Annotated in this window: 8 protein-coding genes; 5 read left to right on the top strand and 3 right to left on the bottom strand. The window is 55.4% G+C overall.

The window, feature by feature from the left end; translation table 11 throughout:
* Window positions 1-72 precede the first annotated feature (72 nt).
* From IQ273_RS30795 to IQ273_RS30785, 3 genes are all read right to left on the bottom strand, one after another.
* Window positions 73-495 carry an HNH endonuclease gene (locus tag IQ273_RS30795; RefSeq protein WP_194026899.1) on the bottom strand — a complete coding sequence of 141 codons (423 nt, stop codon included), beginning with the start codon at window positions 493-495 and terminating at the stop codon, window positions 73-75.
* A gap of 1 nt (window position 496) precedes the next feature.
* Window positions 497-829, bottom strand: a complete 333-nt coding sequence (locus IQ273_RS30790) for a hypothetical protein (RefSeq protein ID WP_194026898.1) — start codon at window positions 827-829, stop codon at window positions 497-499.
* 107 nt (window positions 830-936) lie between these two features.
* Window positions 937-1287, bottom strand: a complete 351-nt coding sequence (locus tag IQ273_RS30785; RefSeq protein ID WP_194026897.1) for a hypothetical protein — start codon at window positions 1285-1287, stop codon at window positions 937-939.
* Window positions 1288-1528: 241 nt separating this feature from the next.
* Here IQ273_RS30785 and IQ273_RS30780 point away from each other — a divergent pair, with 241 nt between their 5' ends.
* The 5 genes from IQ273_RS30780 to IQ273_RS30760 all read left to right on the top strand — a co-directional run bounded on the left by IQ273_RS30780 (window position 1529) and on the right by IQ273_RS30760 (window position 4470).
* Complete coding sequence (locus tag IQ273_RS30780) at window positions 1529-1900, top strand: hypothetical protein (RefSeq protein ID WP_194026896.1); 372 nt, start codon at window positions 1529-1531, stop codon at window positions 1898-1900.
* A gap of 223 nt (window positions 1901-2123) precedes the next feature.
* Window positions 2124-2435, top strand: coding sequence for a hypothetical protein (locus IQ273_RS30775; RefSeq protein WP_194026895.1), 312 nt, complete (start codon window positions 2124-2126; stop codon window positions 2433-2435).
* A 2-nt stretch (window positions 2436-2437) separates the two neighbouring features.
* On the top strand, window positions 2438-2620 hold the full coding sequence (locus IQ273_RS30770) for a hypothetical protein (protein ID WP_194026894.1): 183 nt from the start codon (window positions 2438-2440) through the stop codon (window positions 2618-2620).
* Window positions 2617-2889 (top strand): hypothetical protein, encoded by a 273-nt coding sequence (locus IQ273_RS30765; protein ID WP_194026893.1) that lies wholly within the window; start codon window positions 2617-2619, stop codon window positions 2887-2889. The genes IQ273_RS30770 and IQ273_RS30765 overlap by 4 nt, the downstream gene beginning before the upstream one ends.
* A gap of 294 nt (window positions 2890-3183) precedes the next feature.
* On the top strand, window positions 3184-4470 hold the full coding sequence (locus IQ273_RS30760) for a transposase (RefSeq protein WP_194026892.1): 1287 nt from the start codon (window positions 3184-3186) through the stop codon (window positions 4468-4470).
* The last annotated feature ends 157 nt before the right edge of the window (window positions 4471-4627 follow it).

The raw sequence follows: 4627 nt of genomic DNA, 5'->3' as shown, positions 1-4627 counted from the left end.
CCTCTCCCTAGCTCCCCTGCTCCCCCGCTCCCTAGCTCGCAGAAATAGTCCCTAAACGTCCGCCTCAAAAGACTAGCCCCAGAATGGCGGCTGTAGTTGTTCAGGGTCGAGGCCCAGGCCAGCGGGCACCACCGGCAGAGCTGGGGGTTCGATCAGGTTTAGCTGCCCCGCCCGCTCACGTTTGCGCCTGCGGTTGTGCAGCAGGTAGGGGCGATCGTGATTGATGTGGCAAACCGAGCACAGGGCAGCCAGATTATCAGGCGTATTGTCCCTAGGATTTTGGTTGAGGTGCGCGACCGTCAGCACAAAGCGCCCCGGTTTGTGCAGCTCCAGGCCCCAGCCCAAAGCGATCGCCCGCGCGCCAAATTGTTCCAACGACTCCCCCGGCATTCGGCACGGACGGGAGCACCGGCAGCAGCACCAGCCCGCCGCCTCTTTCACCTGGCGGGAAATCTTGGGCCACTCAGGAGAGTAGCGATCGCGATCCATTGGCATATCAGCTACTTGCGGAAGACTTACCGGTCGCTGAGCTTGTCGTTCGCGAAGCGTCCCCAGAGGGGAAAGCGCGGCCCCACGAATTTATCAGCCCTAGTACATCTTTGGTACTCCGTCCCAGGCGCAGCCACCGCCCCACCTCAGAGGCCCGCGCCTCAGCTGTAGGTGTGCCACAGGCACCACCGGGGATGTGGCGTTGCGTGTCGATGCGTTCACGAAGTGTCCCCAGAGGGGAATCGCCCAGGCCAGCCATGAAGCGGTAATAGCGTTTGCCGTGGGAAGGATAGGCAACAACCATCGCCCAGGCCGTACCCGTGCTGGTTTGGGTGCTCATAGAGATCCGCTTGTAAGGGTGGGTGGGGTGTAGTTTACGGTACCCCATCGCCCAGATCTAGCCAATTTCCAAACAAAACAAAGCCCCTGCCAACGTAGCCGCAGAGGCTAAGGGTTATCACGAATCACAGAATCTAGTTGATCGGCAAGAGCTTGATAGCGCTCGATTTTGGTCAGCTTGGCCTGCCGCTTTTTGCGGAGCAGGGCGATTTGAATCTCAAGGGCTTTAATCTGCTGATCGATGTCAGGCAGTTCCGCTCGGGCCTCAGCAAGCTCTTGCCGAATCATTCCCCCAGACACACCTCCTCTAGATTTGAATCCTCCATCCGAGCCATCCTCGACACGTACTCCGAGATCGACCGATACCCCAGCAGCTGAACCTTCTGTTCCAGAAGTCGCTTGTCTTCTTCGCTGACCGTCAGCGTCAGCTTTGGTTTTCTTGCCATTTGTGGCTCCCATATACGTATCACCTCCGATTTTAGGGCAACGGAACACAACTACACGTGTTATACGTATAGTATAGCGACTATAAAAATGATACGTATATCGCTAGACAGACACGATTCCCTAGGGGAGGCTGCGCCAACGCTCAGATATTCCCAATGGGCGTTCACGGAGTGTCCCCAAAGGGGAGTCGCTTTCTTCCCCCGCACCGCCGCCCTTTGGCTGGCCGTGCTAACCACCTATAGGAGTTGAGTCTATGCCCGCACTCGCCACCCAGGCCGCTCACACCAGCCAGGTAGTTAGGCCAGATTTGGCCTACGTCGTTCTATTCAAAGAGCAGAAATTCTCAGAGGCCATCGCCCGCTGTCGGGTCAATGCCGTAGCCAATGCCCTTAAACATGCCATGGAGGAAATCGACACCCAGGGCGAATACGCCGTAATCATCAGCGCTGGAAAGCAGTTTGACTACGCCCTAATTGACCTACGCCTACAGCCAAACATGGTCATCGCCGAAGCCATTGGCCGCACCGAAGCAGCTGTGCTCTATAGCGAGTTAGTCAAGATAGACCCCGGCAACCAGATCAGGTATGCGATCGCTCGATCTAGCCAGCTCGACATTCAAAGCTAAGCCACCGGCACGGGTCACGGATTGGGGGCCAGGGCAACGACCCCCCCGGATAGGTAGAAGAATTACCGGATAGCAGCGGCACAGGCCAGGGCAAACCTCTCACTCAGGACAACCCGCCCACCGCAGACGCACCCGCCTATAAGGCTGAGCCAGGGGAGCCAAGAGTTACCAGCTTACGCACTCCCCCCGCCCTGCTACCAAAGAACACAGAACCAAAAGAACCATGTTCACGGCCACCCTACGGGGTGGCCACCCCTACAGAATAACCGCCATGAGTGAACAGCAGACATTCTCAGTCGACACCATTCAAGACAGCACCCAAGAAGTAGTCGAGGTCACTATCAGATGCAGCCGCAACATGATCCAAGTCGGCCTAGATGTCGCCCGAATGCAGGTAGAAGCACTTGGCACACCAGAGGCCCCACCGAGGCCACAGCTAGAACCAGGCCCAGAGCCAGCACCTGCGAACATTTGGGACAACATACCGAGAGCCCCAGTGATCAACCGACCAGAGGCAATTTTACCCAGGTTCTAGCAATGGAAGAGGACGGCGATTATCTAGCCGTAGAAGTCGGCGACGACTGGCGAGAGATGGTCAAAGCAGAACTTACAGAGCTGATCTGGCTGATTGAGGAAAAGCCCGCTTGTGGGGTCAACGATGTAAGCGATCGCATTCGTGCCCTGCATGAATTTATGGAACTGCAAAGGAAGGTTTTATGAGAGAAGCGCTAACAGAAAAAATCTTAGAAGGCTGCCAACTCCTAGAGCTAGGGCGGCTTAGACGAATCGCCAAGGCAGTACACGAACAGCAAATACTCCAGGCCCACGCGACAGCTCTACAGATGACCTACGTAGGCGACTGGACAGCCGACAGCAAAGCCCCCACCACCATCGAGACAGGGGCAGAACCAGAAACTACAATCATCCCCCCAGGCCCAGGGTGGAGCGGCGACAACGATCCATTTCTACCCGCTGACTACTCCGCCTGATGAGGCCTCTAGCCAGGGCTGAAAACCCCCACCGGGGGTTAGCGGTTTGGCTTCCAACCCCATACCGTAGGGAGGAGCTGTTTTCATACTGAACGATCGCTAAGCTTCCAAAACTTACAGCAGTCCTGAAAGTATTCGACAGCTCGGCATTTTTCAATCTATGCGATAGCTCCACCCTTAAATATCGGCAGTTTGTGAACCGTAACGATAGCACTTGCTGTTTTAAAAGTTCAAGACCACAAGACGATATTACACCCCGGCATTAGTCGGGGTTTGTAGTTTTAGGGTGACAGTATGAAAGTTATCGGAATGGACATTTCCAAGGGCGTTGCGACTTGCGTAATGCTAGAGGAATTGCCCCAGAATTTAGCAGAATTTACCCGCTCAAAAGAGTTTGTTTACTGGCACATAAAGCCCAAGACGGAAGACTTAGAGGCGATCGCATCCCTAGAGCCCGATCTGATTGTCTTTGAACCCTCGGGAGGGCGCTACGAGACAGCGATAAGGCACTTCATGAGGGCCAAAGGGATAGATATTAGACAGGTTGCAGGCAGGCGCTTAGCGGTTTACAGGGCAGAGGCGAAGCTACAAAAAGATGATCACTTTGATGCACTGGCGATCGCGGCCTATGGCCTAGAAAAGCACAGAGAAAGAGAGGCTTTCATACCAGAAACCACCCCAGAAATTGAGCTTTTGCGGCAGCAGTGGCTACAACGACACAGCCTCATGAACCAGCGCAACGGTGCGATCGCAAGGCTCAGGCAGAACCTAGCCGCCGAGTTCCCCGAGGCGATGGAATTCGACAGCAACAAGAAGTGGGGCGGTGGATCGTGCGGGCTAATACTCTGGCTGGCGGGCGAAGGCGACCCCTCCGAACGTGGGGTGAAGATGTGGCAGACGCGATATGAAGGAGGCAAGCGGCGATCGCAGGGTAAACGCATCGAGCAGCCGCCAAGCTGCGGGATAGGCATAAGCAGCTACACCCGCCTAGTTGCAAGGCAGCTCCTAGAGGTCGAAAGAGCGATCGGCACCATAGAGGCCGCGATCGATGACGAGTTAAAACGAGGTGATTACGCCGCTTACATTCAGGCAATGGATGCCCTTTGCTTCGGTCAGAGCATGAAAGCGATCTGGCTGACCCGGATCTACCCATTCAGCAAATTTCTAGACGAGGGAGGGAGAGAACGCATTAGCAAGCGCCTCAGCTCTAACGGAAGATGGAGGACTCACAATCACTCACTAGCCCAGTTCAAGGCAGCTCTAGGCGCAGCTGTGGACATGCCCCGTAGCGGTACCTCTGGAGGCATCGCACCGACGAAACAGCGATCGCCAGGGAGGAATCGAAAAAGTCATGAGGAAAAGAAGAGGCCCATAGGGTGCAAGTTTTGCCGGGTCACATTTTGGCAATGGGCCACCGTGCAGATCGAAACCAAGACAGCCAGCAGCGAACACGCTAAGACGCTGGGAAGGAAACGCGACGAGTGGAAGGCAGCAGGGAAAAACCTATTCCAGCGATCGGGCTTACTTCATGGATACGCTAGCAAACTACTGTATAGGGAGTTAAAAAAAGCGCTACTGTGATCAGATGGTATGAAATCCCTTGACCATTAGGTTGACCTTGTTCGGGGCAGGCCCTGTTTTAGCCCCGTTCATCAGAGTGTTTACAGAGAGAGCTTGCAAGCATGACCGTTGCCATCCTATCGCTGATTGCTGGAGGGGGGCTGTTACTGGTGGGGGC

Origin of the sequence: Nodosilinea sp. LEGE 07298, from assembly GCF_015207265.1 — a bacterium.
In the GTDB taxonomy this organism is placed as follows: domain Bacteria; phylum Cyanobacteriota; class Cyanobacteriia; order Phormidesmidales; family Phormidesmidaceae; genus Nodosilinea.
The sequence above is the reverse complement of the archived record's forward strand: the minus strand, read 5'-3'. Positions and strand labels throughout refer to the sequence as shown.

Excerpts from the sequence above, each read along its gene's own strand:
- IQ273_RS30795 (WP_194026899.1), bottom strand. The coding sequence starts at position 495 with ATGCCAATGGATCGCGATCGCTACTCTCCTGAGTGGCCCAAGATTTCC.
- IQ273_RS30790 (WP_194026898.1), bottom strand. The coding sequence starts at position 829 with ATGAGCACCCAAACCAGCACGGGTACGGCCTGGGCGATGGTTGTTGCC.
- IQ273_RS30785 (WP_194026897.1), bottom strand. The coding sequence starts at position 1,287 with ATGGGAGCCACAAATGGCAAGAAAACCAAAGCTGACGCTGACGGTCAG.
- IQ273_RS30780 (WP_194026896.1), top strand. The coding sequence starts at position 1,529 with ATGCCCGCACTCGCCACCCAGGCCGCTCACACCAGCCAGGTAGTTAGG.
- IQ273_RS30775 (WP_194026895.1), top strand. The coding sequence starts at position 2,124 with ATGTTCACGGCCACCCTACGGGGTGGCCACCCCTACAGAATAACCGCC.
- IQ273_RS30770 (WP_194026894.1), top strand. The coding sequence starts at position 2,438 with ATGGAAGAGGACGGCGATTATCTAGCCGTAGAAGTCGGCGACGACTGG.
- IQ273_RS30765 (WP_194026893.1), top strand. The coding sequence starts at position 2,617 with ATGAGAGAAGCGCTAACAGAAAAAATCTTAGAAGGCTGCCAACTCCTA.
- IQ273_RS30760 (WP_194026892.1), top strand. The coding sequence starts at position 3,184 with ATGAAAGTTATCGGAATGGACATTTCCAAGGGCGTTGCGACTTGCGTA.